The organism is Streptomyces sp. NPDC051173 (assembly GCF_040689515.1).
Lineage (GTDB): Bacteria > Actinomycetota > Actinomycetes > Streptomycetales > Streptomycetaceae > Streptomyces.
Genome location: NZ_JBFBBD010000004.1, coordinates 1 through 17,542 on the forward strand (window position 1 = coordinate 1; position 17,542 = coordinate 17,542).

At 67.5% G+C, this 17,542-nt stretch carries 13 protein-coding genes and 1 pseudogene; 5 read left to right on the plus strand and 9 right to left on the minus strand.

The window, feature by feature from the left end:
* Window positions 1-93: pseudogene (locus AB0435_RS03675) on the plus strand (phosphomethylpyrimidine synthase ThiC); the annotation flags it as partial.
* A gap of 86 nt (window positions 94-179) precedes the next feature.
* On the opposite strand, the gene AB0435_RS03680 reads toward AB0435_RS03675, so the two are convergent.
* The 4 genes from AB0435_RS03680 to AB0435_RS03695 form a co-directional block, all read right to left on the minus strand.
* Complete coding sequence (locus AB0435_RS03680) at window positions 180-1,655, minus strand: glycoside hydrolase family 3 N-terminal domain-containing protein (RefSeq protein WP_366426121.1); 1,476 nt, start codon at window positions 1,653-1,655, stop codon at window positions 180-182.
* Window positions 1,656-1,666: 11 nt separating this feature from the next.
* A complete protein-coding gene (locus tag AB0435_RS03685; RefSeq protein WP_366426122.1) occupies window positions 1,667-2,497 on the minus strand; it encodes a carbohydrate ABC transporter permease in 831 nt (276 codons plus the stop codon).
* Window positions 2,494-3,465, minus strand: coding sequence for a sugar ABC transporter permease (locus AB0435_RS03690; protein ID WP_366008100.1), 972 nt, complete (start codon window positions 3,463-3,465; stop codon window positions 2,494-2,496). Before AB0435_RS03690 ends, AB0435_RS03685 begins: the two co-directional genes overlap by 4 nt.
* Window positions 3,466-3,562: 97 nt before the next feature.
* A complete protein-coding gene (locus tag AB0435_RS03695; RefSeq protein WP_366008099.1) occupies window positions 3,563-4,834 on the minus strand; it encodes an extracellular solute-binding protein in 1,272 nt (423 codons plus the stop codon).
* A gap of 240 nt (window positions 4,835-5,074) precedes the next feature.
* Here AB0435_RS03695 and AB0435_RS03700 point away from each other — a divergent pair, with 240 nt between their 5' ends.
* Window positions 5,075-5,851, plus strand: coding sequence for a GntR family transcriptional regulator (locus AB0435_RS03700; protein ID WP_366008103.1), 777 nt, complete (start codon window positions 5,075-5,077; stop codon window positions 5,849-5,851).
* A 36-nt stretch (window positions 5,852-5,887) separates the two neighbouring features.
* On the opposite strand, the gene AB0435_RS03705 is transcribed toward AB0435_RS03700, so the two are convergent.
* Window positions 5,888-6,433 carry a Uma2 family endonuclease gene (locus tag AB0435_RS03705; RefSeq protein ID WP_366426123.1) on the minus strand — a complete coding sequence of 182 codons (546 nt, stop codon included), beginning with the start codon at window positions 6,431-6,433 and terminating at the stop codon, window positions 5,888-5,890.
* A 519-nt stretch (window positions 6,434-6,952) separates the two neighbouring features.
* Between AB0435_RS03705 and AB0435_RS03710 the strand changes: the two genes are divergently transcribed.
* A complete protein-coding gene (locus AB0435_RS03710; protein WP_366426124.1) occupies window positions 6,953-7,285 on the plus strand; it encodes a MerR family transcriptional regulator in 333 nt (110 codons plus the stop codon).
* On the opposite strand, the gene AB0435_RS03715 is transcribed toward AB0435_RS03710, so the two are convergent.
* From AB0435_RS03715 to AB0435_RS03730, 4 genes are all read right to left on the minus strand, one after another.
* On the minus strand, window positions 7,216-8,508 hold the full coding sequence (locus tag AB0435_RS03715) for an acyltransferase family protein (RefSeq protein ID WP_366426125.1): 1,293 nt from the start codon (window positions 8,506-8,508) through the stop codon (window positions 7,216-7,218). The two genes, AB0435_RS03710 and AB0435_RS03715, sit on opposite strands and share 70 nt — an antisense overlap.
* A gap of 237 nt (window positions 8,509-8,745) precedes the next feature.
* Entirely contained in the window at window positions 8,746-10,422 is a 1,677-nt protein-coding gene (locus AB0435_RS03720; RefSeq protein WP_366426126.1) for a lytic murein transglycosylase, read from the minus strand.
* Window positions 10,423-10,526: 104 nt separating this feature from the next.
* Window positions 10,527-12,119, minus strand: a complete 1,593-nt coding sequence (locus AB0435_RS03725; RefSeq protein ID WP_366426127.1) for a S1 family peptidase — start codon at window positions 12,117-12,119, stop codon at window positions 10,527-10,529.
* 86 nt (window positions 12,120-12,205) lie between these two features.
* Complete coding sequence (locus AB0435_RS03730; protein WP_366426128.1) at window positions 12,206-12,778, minus strand: hypothetical protein; 573 nt, start codon at window positions 12,776-12,778, stop codon at window positions 12,206-12,208.
* 359 nt (window positions 12,779-13,137) lie between these two features.
* Between AB0435_RS03730 and AB0435_RS03735 the strand changes: the two genes are divergently transcribed.
* Both AB0435_RS03735 and AB0435_RS03740 read left to right on the plus strand, forming a co-directional pair.
* Entirely contained in the window at window positions 13,138-17,061 is a 3,924-nt protein-coding gene (locus AB0435_RS03735) for a polymorphic toxin-type HINT domain-containing protein (protein ID WP_366426129.1), read from the plus strand.
* Between the two features lie 128 nt (window positions 17,062-17,189).
* Window positions 17,190-17,519, plus strand: a complete 330-nt coding sequence (locus tag AB0435_RS03740) for a hypothetical protein (RefSeq protein ID WP_366426130.1) — start codon at window positions 17,190-17,192, stop codon at window positions 17,517-17,519.
* The last annotated feature ends 23 nt before the right edge of the window (window positions 17,520-17,542 follow it).

The following is a 17,542-nucleotide window of genomic DNA, read 5'->3' on the forward strand; positions in this document are numbered from 1 at the left end:
GGCAATTCCGCCGTCACCTCCTCGATCGAGGAGGAGGTCGAGAAGATGACCTGGGCGACCCGCTGGGGCGCCGACACGGTCATGGACCTCTCCTGGGGGCTTGCCCCCAGTTTCGGGAAGGGGCGGGTAGGGGAAAAAGCCCGCCGCAGGCGCGAGCGACCCGCACCCGCCGTCACACATCAGCGCCCCGCGATAACCTCCGCCGCAGCGACGCCGCACACCCGCCCCGCCCCATGCGTAGCCACATGCAGCGCCCCCGCCGGAGGCGCCACGTTCAGGCCCATCTCCACCACCACCGCATCCGGCCGAGCCGAAAGCAGCGAGCCGAGCGCCTTCGCCATCCACGGATGCCGGTGGACGTCGCGCACCACCGCCACCACCCGCCGGGCCCCCGCGTCGGCCAGGACGCGCTCCACTCCCGCGTCGTCGCGCCCGTACGTACCCGCCGTCGTCCCCGGCAGCAGCCGGGAGAGCTCCGCCGCCACCCCCCACGGTGTCTCGTCGCCGACGGCTATGTTCGCGACGGGAGTGAAGGCCGCGACGTGCGCGGGCCCGGTCAGCGGCTCGTACCCCGCCGACGGAGTCACCCGCAGCGCGCGGCGGGCGGCCACCAGGCCCACTTCGGGCGCGGGCACGGCCTCGGCCGGCCCGCGGGCCACGTCGCGCGCCAGCGCCCGTACCCGCGCGGCCGCGTCGGCGAGCCGCTCCTCCGCCAGTTCCCCGGAGCGCACGGCGCCGACCAGCGCGTCGCGCAGCCGCAGCACCGTCTCCTCGTCGGCCAGGCCGCCGCCGACGCAGATCGCGTCGGCGCCCGCGGCGACGGCCATGACGCTGCCGCGTTCGATGCCGTAGGTCGCGGCGATGGCCCGCATCTCCATGCCGTCGGTGACGATCAGGCCGTCGAAGCCGAGGCCGCCCTCGGTGGCGGGGGCCCGCAGCAGGCCGTGCAGCGCGGCCGGGCTGAGGGTCGCGGGCAGCGTGGGGTCGAGCGCGGGCAGCAGGATGTGCGCGCTCATCACGGCCTTGGTGCCCGCGGCCACGGCCGCCCGGAAGGGCACCAGTTCCCGGGTGTGCAGCGTGCCGAGGCCGGCGTCGATGCGGGGCATGTCGTGGTGGGAGTCGACGGCCGTGTCGCCGTGGCCGGGGAAGTGCTTGGTGCAGGCGGCCACACCCGCCGCCTGCATCCCCTCGACGTAGGCGGCGGTGTGCCGGGCGACCAGCGCCGGGTCGGCGCCGAAGGACCGTACGCCGATGACCGGGTTGTCCGGGTCGGAGTTGACGTCCGCGGAGGGCGCCCAGTTGAGGTTGACGCCGCAGGCCACGAGGCGGCGGCCGAGTTCGAGGGCGACGGCCCTGGTCAGCGCGGTGTCGTCGACGGCGCCGAGCGCGAGGTTGCCGGGGAAGGAGGAACCCGTACGGGCCTCCAGGCGGGTGACGTCGCCGCCCTCCTCGTCGATCGCCACGAGCACGTCGTCGCGCTCCGCCCGCAGTTGGGCGGTGAGGGCGGCGAGCTGCTCCGGCGAGGCGATGTTGCGGCCGAACAGGCCGACTGCGGCCAGCCCTTCGCCGAGTCTGCGCAGCAGCCAGCCGGGGGCGGTGGTGCCGGTGAATCCCGGCTGGAGGACCGTGAGGGCGTCCCGGGTGAGCGTGTCCATGGAAGTAAGTGCTAGCCCTTCACTGCGCCGGACGTAAGGCCACCGACCGCCTTGCGCTGGAGGATGACGAAGAGGATGAGGATCGGCAGGGCGAAGAGCGAGGAGGCGGCCATCGTGGCGCCCCAGTCGTCGCCGAAGGTGGAGCGGAAGCTGGTGAGCCAGAGCGGGAGCGTCTGCGCGCCGGGGTCCTTGCTGAGGATCAGGACCATCGGGAACTCGTTCCAGACGGTGATGAAGCCGAAGAGCGAGGTGGCCATCACACCGGGGGCGAGCAGCGGGAAGATCACCTTGATGAACGCCTGGGTGCGGGTGCACCCGTCGACCATCGCGGACTCCTCCAGCTCCTTGGGCACGGCGGCCACGTAGCCGCGCAGCGTGAGCACGGTGAAGGGCAGCACCATGACCGTGTAGATGGCGATCAGCGGCGGGAGGCTGTTCAGCATCTCGGCGTCGCGCACGATCATGTAGTACGCGATGACCATGACCTCCCAGGGCGCCATCTGGGCCATCATCATCACGAGGATGAAGCTCTTGCGGCCCTTGAAGCGCATCCGCGCGACGGCGAACGACGCGAGCAGCGCGATCACCAGCGACAGCCCGACGGCGACCAGCGTCACGGTGAGGGAGTTGCCGACGAGGTGCCAGAAGCCGTCCGCGTCCACCGCCTTGCGGAAGTGCTCGAAGGTGGGGTTCGACGGGAACCACTGGGGGGTGTCGCTGACGATGTCCTTGTTGGCCTTGAAGGCCGTGGAGAACATCCAGTAGACGGGGAAGGCGAAGACCGCGAAGAGGACGACGGCCGCCGCCCCGGGCCAGGCGCGGCCGAGAAGCGAGCGGTTCACAGCTCGTCCTCCTCTTGCTTGAGGACAAGGCGCAGGTAGTACGCCGTCAGGGCCAGCAGGATGACGATGGTGAGGATGGAGATCGCGGCCCCGGCGCCGAAGTGCTGGTTGCCCATGCCCTCGACGAACGCGTAGACCGGCAGGGTCTCCGTGAGCCGCTCGGGACCGCCCTCGTTGATCGCGAAGATCTGGGTGAACGACTTGAAGACCCAGATGACTTCGAGGAACGTCGTGGCGAGGAAGAACGGCTTGAGGAAGGGGAAGGTCACCGAGGTGAACTGCTTCCAGCTGCCCGCGCCGTCCAGCGAGGCCGCTTCGTAGAGCTCCTTGGGGATCGTGGTCGTCGCCGCGTAGAGGTTGATCGCCACGAAGGGGATCGACTGCCACACGATGAGCACGGTGACCACGAAGAAGGTGGAGAACTGCGTGCTGGTCCAGTTGTAGTGGGCCATCGAGTGCCAGCCGAGCTTGTCCAGCACGTAGTTGACGACGCCGAACCGCTGGGCGAACAGCCACTGGAAGACGGTGGTCGCGGCCACGACGGGCATGGCCCAGGCGAGGACGAGGCCGAGCGAGAGCAGCAGCCGCAGCTTGGTGCCGAGGCGGGCGAGCAGCAGCCCGACGAGACAGCCGAGCGCCATGATCAGGACGACGTTGGCTGCGGTGAAGACCACCGAGCGCGCGGTGACCTTCCAGAAGTCGGAACTGCCGAGCTGCTCGCTGTAGTTGTCGAAGCCGATCCACTCGGTGATGTGCCGGATCAGCTGCCGGCGGCCCAGGTCCTGGAAGGACAGCAGCCCGTTCTTGACCATCGTCCAGCCGAGCAGCAGCACGGTGACGAGGGCGGCGGGGAGGATCAGGAGGTACGGGGCGCCCGCCGCGGCCCGGCCGCGGCGGGGTGGCGGGGCGCCGCCTCTGCTGATCCGGGCGGCGGGCTCGGCCGTCGCCTCTTCGATCTGCGCTGACATCGTCGTCCGCCTTCTCCCCTGTCGAACGTATTGCGAGGTGCGCGGCGGTGGCGAGAGGGGCCCTGGGAAAGGAGGGCCCCTCACACCACCGGCCGGATCACTGCTTCTTGCTGAGCCGCTTGTTCATGTCGCCTTCGACCTGCTTGGCGGCTTCCTCCGGCGACTTGCCGTTGAGGACGGCCGTCATGTACGCCTTGATCGGGTTCGGGGCGTTCTCCACCTCGGCCCACTCGGGGATCAGCGGGGTGGTGCCACCGCCCTTGGCAGCGGGGGCGGCGGCCTCGGCGGCCGGGTTGCCCTTCACGCTCGCGAGCAGGGCGTCCTTGTTGGGGATGTTGCCGACCTCCTTGGACAGCGCGGCCTCGTTCTTGTCGGACAGCGCGATCTTCAGGAACTGCCTGGCGAGGTCCTGCTTCTTGCTGCCCTCCGCGATGGCGAGGTTGGAGCCGCCGAGGAAGACGCCCTCGGGCTTGTCGGCGGTCTCACCGGGGATGGTGAAGTAGCCGATCTCCTTCTCGATGGCCGGGTTCGCCTTGATGGCGGTCTGCGCCTCGTAGCCCATGCCGATGAACGCGCCGGTCTTGCCCTTGGCGAAGACGTCGGCCTGCTGCGGGTTGGCCTCGTCCTTGTCCTTGGGGGCCTTGCTGAACGCCTGGTACTGCTTGTAGATGTCCATGGCCTTGGAGACCTTGGGGTCGCCGAGGTTGGACACGTACTTCTTGCCGTCCTTCTTCACCAGGTCGGCGCCGGTGCCGATGGTGAGGCCGTCGAAGAAGTACCAGTTCTGGCCGGGCAGGTAGAGCGGCTCGGCGTCGCCCTTCTTCTGGATGGCGTCCAAGTCCTTGAAGAACTCGTCGCGGGTCTTCGGGACGTCCTTGATGCCCGCGTCCGCCCAGATCCTCTTGTTGTAGATCACGACGCGGTTGGCGGCGTACCAGGGGGCGGCGTACTGCTTGCCCTCGAAGACGGAGGGCTTGTCGAGGGACTCGGTCCAGCCCCCGCCGATCTCCTTCTTGAGGTCGCCGAGGTCGGCGAGGCCACCGGTCTGGGCGTACGAGGGGGTCTGCGTATTGCCGATCTCGATGACATCGGGCGGGGAGGACTCGGAGAGGGCGGTGGTCAGCTTCTGCTGGATGCCGTTCCACTGCTGGACCTGGATGTTCAGCTTGGCGCCGGTCTGCTGCTCGAACTCGGCCTGCACCGACTTCGTCCAGCCCGCCGGGTTCGAGCCGTCCATGAACCACACGGTCAGGCTCTTGTCCTTGGAACCGTTTCCGTCCGATCCCTTGTCACTGTCGCTGGACCCACAGGCAGCAACACTCACCAACATGGCCGCGACACCCGTCGCCGCTATGAGCCCACGCTTCACAGCACTCTCCTCAAGGACCGAATGTGGTCTTTAATGGTTTAGACCAGTGCCCGCAGCTTGGCCTAGACCTTTTGGGGTGTCAAGGGTGTATAAGAGTCGCTGTCGGCTCCGTTACCGGACCGACACCTCGAGGCCGGCCTGGCGTCCCAGGGCTCCTCGGGCGCTGCCCGTGCCACGATGTGACCGCGACAGACGGAGGAGCCGGTGACAGCAGCAGGATCGGAGTCGGGAAGGCACACGATGGTGACCGACGGTGGTACGGCAGGTGCGAAGGAGAGCGGCGGCGCGTCGGGCGGCGCGCGGGTCGCGCGCGTTCCCAAGTATTACCGGCTCAAACGGCACTTGCTGGAAATGACCGAAACCATGCCCCCCGGCACCCCCGTGCCGCCGGAGCGGACGCTGGCCGCCGAGTTCGACACCTCTCGTACGACCGTACGCCAGGCCCTCCAGGAGCTGGTGGTCGAGGGGCGCCTGGAGCGCATCCAGGGCAAGGGGACCTTCGTCGCGAAGCCGAAGGTCTCCCAGGCGCTCCAACTGACCTCCTACACGGAGGACATGCGCGCCCAGGGCCTCGAGCCCACCTCACAGCTCCTCGACATCGGCTACGTCACCGCCGACGACCGGCTCGCCTCGCTCCTCGACATCACCACGGGCGGCCGCGTCCTGCGCATCGAACGCCTGCGCCTCGCCAGCGGCGAGCCGATGGCGATCGAGACCACCCACCTGTCCGCGAAGCGGTTCCCGGCGCTGCGCCGGAGCCTGGTGAAGTACACCTCGCTCTACACCGCCCTGGCGGAGGTCTACGACGTCCGCCTGGCGGAGGCGGAGGAGACGATCGAGACGTCCCTGGCGACCCCCCGCGAAGCGGGCCTGCTCGGCACGGACGTGGGCCTGCCGATGCTGATGCTCTCCCGCCACTCCCTGGACGCGCAGGGGGAGCCGGTGGAGTGGGTGCGGTCGGTGTACCGGGGGGATCGGTACAAGTTCGTGGCGCGGTTGCGGAGGCCGGCGGAGTAGCGGTGCCGCTTCAGGAGGCGGACTGCGTACGGAGGGTCAGTAGGGCCGGAGTCCGCCGGTGTCGAGGATGAACCCGAATGGTTCGGGGATGTGCACAGTTTCGCCGAAGTCGGCGTCTTCACGCAGCCGGTAGCGTCCGTTTTCCACCTCGCTGAACAGCGTCACCGTCTTCTGCCGGGCATCGACGACGAGATACAGCGGAATGCCCATCAAGGGATAGTCGCGGAGTTTGCCGACCCAGTCGTTCTCCGGGTTCGAGGGAGAGACGACCTCCACGGCGATCAGTGCCAGCTCGGCGGCCACACTGCTGTCCGTGGTAACCATGGCCTCTTCAGGCAGATAGGTCAGGTCGGGGTTGCGGACCTTCGCAGTCTGCGGGGATTCGAGATCCGTATTGCCGGTGTCGATGTACCCCGTCGGGGTGTGCGCGTCGAACTGGCGGCGGATCTTGCTGAGGTTGAGCTGATGGATGGCCGAGGGAGACGCCTGCGTGACGAGGATGTCGCCGGACAATTCGGCTTTGAACCCTTCCGGCAGGGCACGGCGGGCCTCTTCGAGCAGCTCGAAGTGCTGCGGATCCATCGTGGGCTCCTTGGCAAGCAGTGAGCGTCTGTCATCCGGAGGCCCGGTGCGAGCCGCTTCGGCGAGCCCCAGGGCCAGGCATCGGTGGGTCAGTCATCGTGTCACGAGCGCCGGCGACGAGGAAACCAGCCGCACCGGCCAGCGCACCCCGCTCCCCGCCCGCACCGGTCGGCGGCTCCTGGCGCAAGGTGTCCCATGCGCCGGTGAAGGCGTGGTGGTTCCTGTGGCTCGGGGCCCTGGCCGGCGACAGGATCGGCTCGACCTTCTACAACCACGCGGATTCCGCGAACGCCCACCGGGAGACCCGCGTGGTCGCCCGCCGCCCGGAGCACCGGCTCGACCAGGTCCGCCCGGTTCGGCGGCGGGCTGAGCTCCCCGATGCCGTGCAATCCGCGGCCGACCACGTCACGCGCCACCGCGGCCGCGGTCTCGGCGGCGGTGCGGCCCAGCCGGACGGACCCGAAGCCCAGGAAGCGATCGGGGTGGGCGGCCAGGGCCTCGCCCAGTTCCCGCCACGCCGTGGCGTGGCCGTCGTCGGCCGAGCCCATGCTGATCGGGGAGCTGGCCGAACGGACCGGGACCAGCGAGCGGCTGCCGCGCTACTACGACCGGGCCGGGCTGCTGCGGCCCGAGCGCCTGCCGAACGGCTATCGGGACTACGCCGACTCCGATACCGCCACCGTACGGCGCATCCGCGCCCTCCTCGCGGCCGGGCTGCCCAGCCGCATCATCCGCCAGGTGCTGCCCTGCACCACGGGCACAGCTACGGCTACGGCCCGCGATCAGGAACGTGACGGCGGTTGGGTCGGGTCCGGAACATTCGGGGCGGGAGTCGCCGGAGCGGATCGTTGACGCGGGATGAACGCGAGGGCTCCGGCATTGCCGTCGGAGCCGTCAGAGCCCTCGGAGCCCTCGGAGCCGTCGGCCGAGGAATCGCCGCCGACCGGGACCCGGTCGGCGGGAGGCTTCCGTCGGCTGCCGGAGAGCAGCTTCACCCCGGGCTTCTCCACCCACTCGTGCAGGAGCACCGCGGCGACAACGGACATCGCCAGGACCAGACTCAGATGCAGCGTCACCGGGATGACCAACTGGTGCGTCTTCAGGAAATGGTCGGCGCTGAAGATGATGATTTCGTGCACAAGGTAGAGCGCGAAGGAGATCTCACCGAGGTAGACGACGTACCGGTTCCTGAAGGGGGACGGCTCACCCTTGATATCGGCCCGGGCGGCCGCGGCGATGGTGAGAGTGAACGGAATGACGGTGTCGGCGGCCCAGTGAAAGTTGTAGGGCATGACGTGGACCGGGCCGAAAATGACGATGAGGGACAGCGAAAGGCTGGCGAGCAGGCCGGGACCGCGCCAGGCGCCGTTCTTCACGAGCAGAGCGACGGCGATACCGATCACGAACTCGATCAGTCGCACGGGCGGCAGGATATAGACCACGAACTTCGCGTCCCAGCCGGTGGCATGCCCGATGGGTGCGGTGAACAGCGGGAGCAGGGCGACACACGCGTTGCCGGCGATCACCGTCGCCCATAGCCCCCGGTTCGACAGCCGCCTGACGGCCTTGATGATGAACGGGAACGCGAGGTAGAAGAGCGCCTCGCAACTCAGCGACCAGGAAACCCCGTTGTACCCGAACCACCAGTCGGTCCGGTTCGGTATCCAGGACTGGATCAGGCCCAGATTCCCCAGCGCGATGCCCGGGTCGAGGACCTTGCCCATCCAGGCGATGGAAACCGCGGCCAGGCAGAAGGTCGCCACATGGCTCGGGTAGATGCGGGCGAAGCGGCGCCGCCAGAATCCGGTCACGGTGTCGCGGGGCCGCGCGGACCAGGCGAGGACGAATCCGGAGAGGATGAAGAAGAAGGAAACCGCCGAGGGGCCGTCGTAGACGACCTGCTTCAGCTTGTCCATGTGCTGGGCGGTGCCGGTGGTGGTCTCTTCGTAGAAGAAGTGGTAGCAGAAGACGAGCAGCGCCGCGTACCAGCGCAGACCCGTGAGCGAATCCAGGCGCACACGCTTGGTGGAGGGTTCGCCGGACTGCTTCGGGGCGGCGGTGGATATCGAGCTCATTGTCGGGGGTTCCATGTGGGGGCGAGTGAATCCTGCGGGAGCTGCCGTTTCGGGCGCGGACTCACCACCACGTATCAGCGGGACATAAACAACCGATGGAATATATCACCTCATACCATTCCGGACGCACTTGATCAACTATGCGAGCTTCCGCCCTGGAGTCACTGATGCTTGCCATTGATGACGTAATGGCATGGGCACGACTATTGTCCGGTCTTGTCGCCGCCCGCCCTGACCTCATCTGTCGGCCGGAGGCGGGGTGACCGTGAGATCGATGTCCAGGGTGACCCCATCGGGCGTGGCGAGGCGGAGGATGTAGGTGCCGGGAGTCTGATCAGCACGGACTTCCGGGAGGGTGATCACGCCGTCGACGCCCGGCGCGGGGAGGACGAGGGTACGCAGCGGGCCGGTGCTGTCCGGGCGCGTGAAGTAGGGGCCGATGGTGTTCTCCGCCGGGTTCTCCTTGCCGGAGATCACCGTCGCAGTGATCACGGTTCCGGCTGCGGCCTGCCCGTAGCGGGTCGCCTTGACGCGTAGGGCGTCGGAGAACGCGCTGCCCGCGGTGGCGCGCAGAGGCCGCACGTCGAGGAGCGTCAGCATGTCGGCGGTGGCGGTGGGCGACGGGCGGAGAGTCACCTGGAAGGTGACGGCCTTGCCGGGCTCGCCCGGTGCGCTTGCCTTGATGGTGAAACGGCCGGGCCTGTCGCCGGTACGGAGGAGCGGTGCGACGGCGATGCCCTGGGCGTCGGTGGTGGCGGTGGCGGTCCGCGCGCCGTCGGGGAATCGCGCGAGGGTGTCGCCCACGATGTCGAAGGTGACGCCCTTCCGGGAGACGGCCCCGCCCTGGGCATTCGTGGCCCGGACCCCGGCCGGCCGGTCGAGCTTCTTCCCGGCTTCGGCCTGGAGGTCCTGCCCGTCGATGGGGTCGAGGCGGCGGACGGTACGCGGGTCCGGCTTGGGATCGGGCTTGGGCTTGGGTTCCGGCCTGGTGTCCGTACCGGGGTCGGGCGTCTTCTCCGGCGTGGGCGGCGTAGGCACATTGGGACGGTGGTTCGCGGCGGTGTTGGTAGCGGCCGAAGTCAGGGTTGCCCTGGCAGGGGCGGAACCGGAGTGCGCGCCGGTGGCAGCGGCCGAGGGATCGGGGCGGTAGGGGGTCGCCGCGGTGTCGTCGGGTATCGCGGTGGTCTTGTCGGCCTGGTAGGTGTGCATCCAGTCCAGTACGGCGTTCACGTATTCGCGCGAGTTGTTGTAGCTGAGGATGGCCTTGTCGAGGTCGGCCGCGTTGGCCAGGTCCCGGCCGCCCGAGCAGAGGTAGCGGGCAGTACCGAGAGCGGCGTCGTAGATGTTGTTGGGGTCCTTGACCCCGTCGCCATTGCCGTCGGCACCCCATAGGACCCAGGTAGAGGGGATGAACTGGGTGGGGCCGACGGCCCGGTCGTACTCCGTGTCCCCGTCCCAGCGCCCACCGTCGGTGTCGCGGATCAGGGCGAACTGCTTGCCGTCGAGCCGGGGTCCACGGATCGGCCTCTCGGTGGACCCGTCGGTGCGCAGGCCGTATCCGGAGGCGTGGACGGATTCGATGCGACCGATCCCTGCGACCAGCTCCCAGGGCAGATGACAGCCGGGCTGACTACCGGCCAGGGCCTGCCCGGCCTTCCGGTAGGCGTCAAGGGCGGTCGCGGGTATGCCCGTGACCTCCTTCAGAGCTTCGGCACCGCCATTGCCCTTGCGGAGATCGGGCAGGCTGAGGTTGGGCACGCCACGAGGCTGCGCCCCCTGCGGACCACCATCGGCGTCACTGGCATCGGCGGTGAACGGACCCGCGACAGCGGCCGTGGACAGCGAGGCGGCCAGAGCGATTCCGCACAGCCCCTGCCGGGTGCGGCTCACGAGGTGGGCGGGGAGGGACTTCATGGTGTGGGAGGACCTCGGCTTGCGGTGACTTCGCTGTGTCTTGCTGATGAAAGGGGTGTGGGGGCCGACGCCTTGGCGTCGGCCCCCACCGGAAATGAATCGGCTCAGCCGACGAGCTGGACCTCGTTGTCGTGGGTGCCCTTGGCATCCACGCCGGGGTAGTAGCTCAGGTTGCCGTCGTTCCAACGGATGAGGATGTCGTTGGGGCGGTTAGTGGCAGCTGCGAAGGAGCCGACCGTGAGGATCTGAGCGTTCTTCCAGGGGGAACCGACGTCCCGGATGCGGATGCGGCCGTGGTAGCCGGCAGTGTCGACAGTCGGGAAGATGGTGGTGTCACCGTCGTTCCAGCGGATGACCAGGTCCGCGGTCTTGCCACCGGTGAACTCACCGGAGCTGATCTGCGCGGCGTTCTCCCAACCCTTGTCCGCCTTGGTCAGCTGGGACTCCTTGCCGACCTTGTTGGTGTCAGTGTCGGAGTACATCGAGGTGGAGCCGTCGTCCCACAGGACGATCAGGTCGTCGCGCAGTGAGTTGGCGGTGTAGCGGCCTGCGGTGATCAGACGGGCGCGCTTCCAGGTGTCGCTGTAGGCGAGAGTCTTCTCGTCGTGGAAGCCGTTCTGGTCGACGTGCGTGTACGTCGAGAGCTTGCCGCTGGCCCAGCGCACGGTGATGCCATCGCTGCCACTGCCGGTGAAGTTGCCGGCGGTGACGGCGCGAGCATCCTTCCAGTAGCTGCCCGCAGGCGCGACCTTGTACTCCTTGGAGAAGGCGGGCTTGGGGTCGTTGTGGTCAGCCCCCTGGAAGATGCTGGCCGAGCCGTCCTTCCACGCGACGAACAGGTCCATCCGACGTTTCGCACCGGCGGAGTTGCCCGTGAAGTAACCGGACGCCATGTAGGCGGCGTTCTTCCAGTCGGATCGGGACAGGAGGTTCCGCGAGGAGACGGACTGAACCCACCCGGCGATGTCGTCGACGCGGGTGTCGACAGCGCCCTTACGGGTCTCGGACTCGTCGCTGCCGAAGCAGCCGCCCTGCCCGGAAGTGCTGTTCACGCCGACCAGCTCGTACCGGCCGGCGATGTCACGGAACGCCGGGCCACCGGTGTCGCCCTGACACACGACCGCGTCACCGGACTTGCCGGTGAGGCCGAGGGACATGTCGTTGACCGTGCCCACAGAGAACTTCGCGTAGTGCAGGCGGTCGGGCACCCACTCGTCCTTGGTGCGGCCATAGCCGGAGACCCACAGGTCCTCACCCGGCAGCACGGCGTTGAAGCCGACACCGACAGGGGTGACCCCGGTGACCCGCTGATCCAGCCGGGCCATCACCAAGTCACGGCCCTCGCTCGGCACGAGCTCCACGACGTTCGCCACAACGCCGCCGTCACGGGTGAGGTCAGTACGCCCGATGGTGGCCGTCGTCTTCAGCTTCGGCGCACCGGCGGCGACCTTGAACCCCTGGGCCGGATTGTCGGCGAAGCAGCTCGCGGCGGTGATCAGCCACTCCTGCTCGACCAGGGCCGCGGAGCAGCTGCGCTGCCCACCGCCGATGTCGAGCTTGGCTGTGAACGCGTACGTACCGTCCTTCGCCGCTTCGCCGACAACCGCGTGGGCGGGCACGCCGGTCAGCAGGCTCGCCGTGACTGCGGATGCGAGAAGCCCGGTCACCCACGCGGCGCGCGGACGTATGGCAGGCATGTTGTTTCATCCTTCGGGGGTGGGAACTCGGCTTGTCAGTTCGGCCGAGTGGGATCCGTGGATACGCGCTGGGCGCGGCGGGTACGTCAGCCGGTGACGCGGAGCTCGACCAGAACGGTGGGGGAACCCGGAGTAGCCGTTCCCTGGCCCACGGACTCACCGTCGTTCTTGGCCACACTGATGTCCTGAGTCTTGCCGTCAGCGGTGAGGCTGGCGCGGACGGCATAGTCACCGGTCGCGATGCGATAGACCTTGGGGATCTCCAGGGAGAGGTAGCCGGCCTTGCCCGAACCGGTGACCTTGAAGCAGTACTGGCCCCGGTCCGGATTGGGCTCCTCGATCCGGGACGACCACACGACGATGTCCGTCGTGGCGGTGCAGTCGGAGAGAAGGATATGCCCGTCACCCTTGCGCAGCGCGATGCCGCGCTCCTTGAGGATCTTCGCCGCGTTCGGGTACTCGAACGTCTCGACAGCGGGCGGGAAGGACGCGTCGCCCCCGGGATTGGGCGCGGCCGCGGCGGTGAAAAGTGCCGAGCTCCCAAGAACGGTGGAGGCAGCTCCGACGGCACCGGAAAATGCGATTCTGCGCATGCGAGACAACACCGATAATCCCTTCCAGGATTTCCGCAGAAGAAGTAAGCCGTTGGTAATGGTCAAATAAAGATGACGAGGCAAGAATGTATCACCTCATGTGATCCAGCGGTTACTTGACGGCATGTGATGCCCATCTCCTCTTGACCTGCCTGGCGTTACCCCTGGTAGGTCTTTGTCGAGGGCATGACATTACCTCCTCCTCTCGTGCATACCTGCGAGTCAACGCGCCCTTTGCCAAGCCAGATTTGAGTCAAGGTGACCTCGCATTTCGCTCAAGGCTGCGGTTATGCTCCCGCGAGCCGAATAACGGCAACAGGAAACCTGCAAAGGGGATCTGATCGGTGAGAGACAGTCTTTACTTCACAAGAGGCGGAGGAGGCTGGGCGTTTGTCATACGCACGTTGTGCCTGGCCCTGCTCCCCTTGGCCCTCCTCGCGGGGCTGCTGACCGCGAACAGCCTCGCATTCGCTGCAGAAATACCGGATGCCTCTGCTCCGGTTGAAGACCCGCCGATGTCCGACCGGGCTCGCGTCGTGGACCTTTGGGTGCGCGGCGGGCCCCAGGTCAAGGCCGCCGCGGAGGCGGCACTCATAGGCACCGACGCGGACGTACGCAAGTTCCTCGACCACGACGAGGACCTTGCGGAGCTCCACGACAACCGCATCAGCGCGTCCCAGATCTACTCCATCGGCGGGCCCGGCGTCCGCGAGGCTGCGAGTAAGGCCCTCCTCGGCTCTGACCAGGACCTGCTCAACTTCCTGAAGGACGGCTGGCAGGCTCCTCTGGAGCAGGACCAGCGGATCCAGGCAGCGCAGATCACGGACGGCGCCGGGCCGACCATCAAGGAAGCCGGGCAGAAGGCCCTCAACGGCTCGATCGGCGACGTACGTAAGTTCCTGGACGGCACGCAGTACACGGCCCAGGAGGCCGACGACCGGCTCCGGCTCGCCCAGATCATCAGCGCAGGCGGCCCGGCCACCAAGGAAGCGGGCAACGTCGCGTTCAAGGGCTCCATCCAGGACGTACGCGAGTTCCTGAACGTAGGCCAGTACATCGCCCGCGACCGCGACCAGGAGCGTCTGACCGTCGCCCAGTTGGCCAAGCTGGCCGAGGACGCGGGCAAGGTGGCCAAGCGCGAGACCGATGCCGCGAAGAAGGCATCGGACCGCGCCGTGAAGGCCGCCGAGCTGGCGAAGAAAGCCGCCGAGAAGGCCCGCGACGAGACCAAGGCAGCCGCGAAGGACGTCACCCGCGCGGCCGAGGCCGCAGGGCGCGCCGCGAGGGCGGCGAAGGGTGCCGCGGAAGCCGCGCAGGAAGCCATCGGCGCCGCGCAGGCGGCCAATTACGCGGCCCGCATGGCATCCAACGCCGCAGCGAACGCGGCGGCAGCAGCAGCAGGCGCAGCCGAAGCGGCATCACGTGCTCGCAACGCCGCGGCGGATGCTGCGTCGGACGCCGGGCGCGCGTCGGACGCACGCCAGGCCGCCGAGGACGCCCGCAAGGCTGCCGATGCAGCCACGGAAGCGAAGCAGATCGCCGGTCAGGTGAAGATCGCCGCGAAGGCTGCGGGTGATGCGGCGGAGGCCGCAGCCGACGCGGTCGGCAACGCCAATGCGGCAGCTGACGCGGCCGACGAATCCGGAGCCTTCGCCGACGCGGCAGGGGCGGACGCGACAGAGGCCAGGGAGTGGGCGGCAACCGCCCGCAGCCAGGCCCGCGAGGCCGGACGTGCCGCCAGCAGGTCCCGGGCACTGGCCTACGAGGCCGCGGACGCGGCGGGCGACGCAGCACAGGCGGCCGGTTCCGCCGCCGTGCACGCCGAGAACGCTGCCAAGGCAGCGGAGGAAGCCGCCAAGCACGCCGGGGAAGCAGCTACCGCTGCCGCCGAGTCGAAGAAGCACGCCACGGCCGCCAAGGAAGCGGCCGACACGGCGAAGGACGCGGTCGACACGGCCATCAAGGTCCACAAGGTCGCGGCCAAGATCGAGGAGGAGGAGCTCAAGGCCAGGACGGCCGCCAGACTGGAACAGGCCAAGGTCCTGAAGAAGGCGGACGACCGGCGCACGGCCGATGCCGCACGCCAGGACAAGGCCCGCAAGGACCTCGACGCCCGGGCCGCAAGCCTCGCCGACGAGGCGGCCAAGCCGGGTACCGACACCAAGGCCCTGGCCGACAAGGGACGCAAGTTCGCGGTCCAGGTCATGAAGACCGGCGCCCCCTGGAGCCAGGCCGCCGCGAAATCCGCGCTCGCCGGTACTGACGACGACATCCGCACCTATCTGCGGACAGGCCGGCAGGAAGCCATCCGGGAAGACGAACGTGCCAACGTCCAGCGCCTCGCGGTCGAAAGCCGCATAGACACCGTCCGCGACGCGGCGAACAAGGCACTCAAGGGCGACGCCAAGCAGATCTCCGAGTTCCTGCGCACTGGCCAGCACGACGCCGCGCTCAACGACTACCGCATCCGCGTCTCCCAGATCGCCGACGGCGCCGGCACCGAAGTGCGGAGCGCGGCGAACAAGGCGCTGCTCGACAAGGACCCGGCCAAACTCCGCGCCTTCCTCACCACGGTGCAGTACACCGCCCGGGAAGCCGACGAGCGTGTCCGCGTCGCCCAGCTCATCGACAGCGGCGGCCCCGAAACCAAGGCAGCCGCCCAGGTCGCTCTGGAAAGCCCCCCGCAGCTCCTGCACAACTTCATCCAGGTCGGTCAGTACAGCACCGCCCGCCTCGATCACCTGACCGCAACCCACGTCGCAGGCATCAAACAGCTCATTGCCAACGCGTCCGCCGTGGCCGCGAACGCACAGCAGGCCGCGGCCCAGGCAGCCGCAGCTTCCGCCGTAGCCGACAAGGCCGCAGCCCAGGCAGCCGACTACGCCAAGCAGGCCAAGGCACAGGCGGGCCAGGCCAAACAATTCGCCGCCCAGGCGGCCGACTACGCCAAGCAGGCCCAGGCGTCGGCAGCGGACGCGGCTAAATCGGCACAGACCGCAGACAAGGCGGCGAAAGCCGCCGCAGCGGATGCCGACGCTGCCGAAGCCTACGCGGCTCAAGCGGGGGAGTCGGCTGCTTCAGCACGCGCATCCGCTGACGATGCTTATCTCGCAGCGGCAGAAGCACGAACCGATGCCGAGAAGGCAGGCAAGGACGCCGAGACGGCCTCGATCGCCTATGCGCAGGTCAAGGCGGATTCCATGGCGCTCTGGATGAAGGAGCGTCAAGAAGAGCTCGACGCGCAAGAGGAGAAAGAGGAAAGCGAAGCAGCCGCCAAACGCCGTGACGCCGAAATCGAAGACCAGGCTTCCATTGACGGCCGTGAGAGTGCTTTCGAGCGCAACATCCGAGAGTGCATGGATGCCCCTTGGTACCACCTCGAATGCGATGACGCTGTCATCCTCGGGAGGGAAATTTTCGGCTTCAATGACGCAATTGACTGCAAAAATGACCTGGGATGGAATGCGCAGTGCGGCTGGACTGCCGTCACGCTGATCCCCGGCGCGGGGTGGGCCTTGAAGGCTGCCAAGGTCGGCGACAAGCTCGCGAGGATCGGGAAGATCGCGGAGCGCGCACGGTTCGGGAAGCGGTGCAAGTGCTTCGTCGCAGGCACCCAGGTCCTGATGGCCGACCGTTCCACACGGAACATCGAGAACGTCAACGAGGGGGACCAGGTTCTCGCGACCGACCCCGTCACCGGCCGAACAGAAGGTCGCGCAGTAACTCGTCTGATCGTCACCGATGACGACAAGCGCTTCAACGACCTGACGATCGCCACCCCCGACGGCCCGAAGAAGATCACAGCCACGAGCGAGCACCCCTTCTGGGTCCCCTCGAAGCATCGCTGGGTCGGAGCGGGCGACCTTGAGCCGGGCACTGATCTTCTGAGCACCGATCGCGCCACCACCGTAGTCGAGGGAAATCAGGCCTACGACCAGCATGTACGCACCTACAACCTCACGGTCGAAGGTATACACACGTACTATGTACTGGCTGGAAATACGCCAGTGCTCGTACATAACTCGGGGTGTAAGGAAGTTGTCACAGACACTTTCAACAGCTTTGAGCAGGCGCGCAATAAGGCACTGGACCTGCTTGGAGATGTGGATCCCGCTACCCGTGTTCCACTCGTGGGGCGCCTCGAAAAGGCAACCTCCACTTACGGGAAGGTTGTTGGATTCACGACCCGAGTCAATGGAGTGTTCAAGCAATTCAGGATGGATTACGACCCCGTGAAGGGGCCGCATATTAACGTCATGGTCGGCAAGGGTGACTCCGCCCAAAAGTGGGCGGTGCCATGGCAGGGCTCTGAAAGTGATTTCATCAATCTCCTGGGAGGGAATTCGTAATGCGCAGCCCGTGCTACGGGAGCCGCCGGGATCTTCTCCCCAAGTTCATGGTCGCACAGTCGCCAGCGGGGCACGTCGGGCACAGTGTTCTGGGCCTTGAGGACAGTCGAGCGCTTGAGGCTGTCAGCTTGAACCGATTCCCGCAGACATCTGGTGGCGTTATCGACTGGGAGGGTGTCCAAGGTCTTGATCACCTCGTTTTCTCGAACGAAGCGGAAGGGGAGCGAGTTGTCGCGGACGTGCTACGCGGGAAAGTCGGCCAGAATTCTGATGTGGTGATCTTCTGGGGCACATTGGTTATGCCCACCGTGGTTCTTTCGGTGGAATCGGCCGTGAACCACGTGAGTGAGATTCTGGAAGTTGGCCCAGACTTCTGGGTCTTTTCTCCTGATGATCAAATCCTCATCGAGTGCCTGCAGGATGGCCAAGTGACTCTGGCGTCGATTCCCCAGGAGTGAAGGGCGTAATCGCCAAAGAAAGT

What these genes read in the sequence shown, in the direction of transcription:
- AB0435_RS03680 (WP_366426121.1), bottom strand. Translation starts at nt 1,655, where the DNA reads ATGGACACGCTCACCCGGGACGCCCTCACGGTCCTCCAGCCGGGATTC.
- AB0435_RS03690 (WP_366008100.1), bottom strand. Translation starts at nt 3,465, where the DNA reads ATGTCAGCGCAGATCGAAGAGGCGACGGCCGAGCCCGCCGCCCGGATC.
- AB0435_RS03700 (WP_366008103.1), top strand. Translation starts at nt 5,075, where the DNA reads ATGGTGACCGACGGTGGTACGGCAGGTGCGAAGGAGAGCGGCGGCGCG.
- AB0435_RS03705 (WP_366426123.1), bottom strand. Translation starts at nt 6,433, where the DNA reads ATGGATCCGCAGCACTTCGAGCTGCTCGAAGAGGCCCGCCGTGCCCTG.
- AB0435_RS03715 (WP_366426125.1), bottom strand. Translation starts at nt 8,508, where the DNA reads ATGAGCTCGATATCCACCGCCGCCCCGAAGCAGTCCGGCGAACCCTCC.
- AB0435_RS03720 (WP_366426126.1), bottom strand. Translation starts at nt 10,422, where the DNA reads ATGAAGTCCCTCCCCGCCCACCTCGTGAGCCGCACCCGGCAGGGGCTG.
- AB0435_RS03725 (WP_366426127.1), bottom strand. Translation starts at nt 12,119, where the DNA reads ATGCCTGCCATACGTCCGCGCGCCGCGTGGGTGACCGGGCTTCTCGCA.